Source organism: Klebsiella sp. HN106, assembly GCF_051209435.1.
Classification (GTDB): Bacteria; Pseudomonadota; Gammaproteobacteria; order Enterobacterales; family Enterobacteriaceae; genus Klebsiella; species Klebsiella oxytoca.
The window spans coordinates 1-663 of record NZ_JBLURD010000087.1 but is presented as its reverse complement, the minus strand read 5'-3'; the positions used below and the strand labels follow the sequence as shown (position 1 = coordinate 663).

The following is a 663-nucleotide window of genomic DNA, read 5'->3' as shown; positions in this document are numbered from 1 at the left end:
TGATTTAGTGTATGATGGTGTTTTTGAGGTGCTCCAGTGGCTTCTGTTTCTATCAGCTGTCCCTCCTGTTCAGCTACTGACGGGGTGGTGCGTAACGGCAAAAGCACCGCCGGACATCAGCGCTATCTCTGCTCTCACTGCCGTAAAACATGGCAACTGCAGTTCACTTACACCGCTTCTCAACCCGGTACGCACCAGAAAATCATTGATATGGCCATGAATGGCGTTGGATGCCGGGCAACCGCCCGCATTATGGGCGTTGGCCTCAACACGATTTTACGTCACTTAAAAAACTCAGGCCGCAGTCGGTAACCTCGCGCATACAGCCGGGCAGTGACGTCATCGTCTGCGCGGAAATGGACGAACAGTGGGGATACGTCGGGGCTAAATCGCGCCAGCGCTGGCTGTTTTACGCGTATGACAGGCTCCGGAAGACGGTTTGCGCACGTATTCGGTGAACGCACTATGGCGACGCTGGGGCGTCTTATGAGCCTGCTGTCACCCTTTGACGTGGTGATATGGATGACGGATGGCTGGCCGCTGTATGAATCCCGCCTGAAGGGAAAGCTGCACGTAATCAGCAAGCGATATACGCAGCGAATTGAGCGGCATAACCTGAATCTGAGGCAGCACCTGGCACGGCTGGGACGGAAGTCGCTGTCG

Annotated in this window: 1 protein-coding gene and 1 pseudogene; both read left to right on the top strand. The window is 55.4% G+C overall.

Features of this window, described 5'->3' with window-relative positions; all coding sequences use genetic code 11:
* The first annotated feature begins 36 nt into the window (after positions 1–36).
* The gene (locus ACSIPU_RS30450; RefSeq protein ID WP_000179213.1) at positions 37–312 is read left to right on the top strand and encodes an IS1-like element transposase; all 276 of its coding nucleotides are present in this window, start codon (positions 37–39) and stop codon (positions 310–312) included.
* A pseudogene (locus ACSIPU_RS30445) lies at positions 231–663 on the top strand (IS1 family transposase); the annotation flags it as partial. The gene ACSIPU_RS30450 and the pseudogene ACSIPU_RS30445, both read left to right, overlap by 82 nt.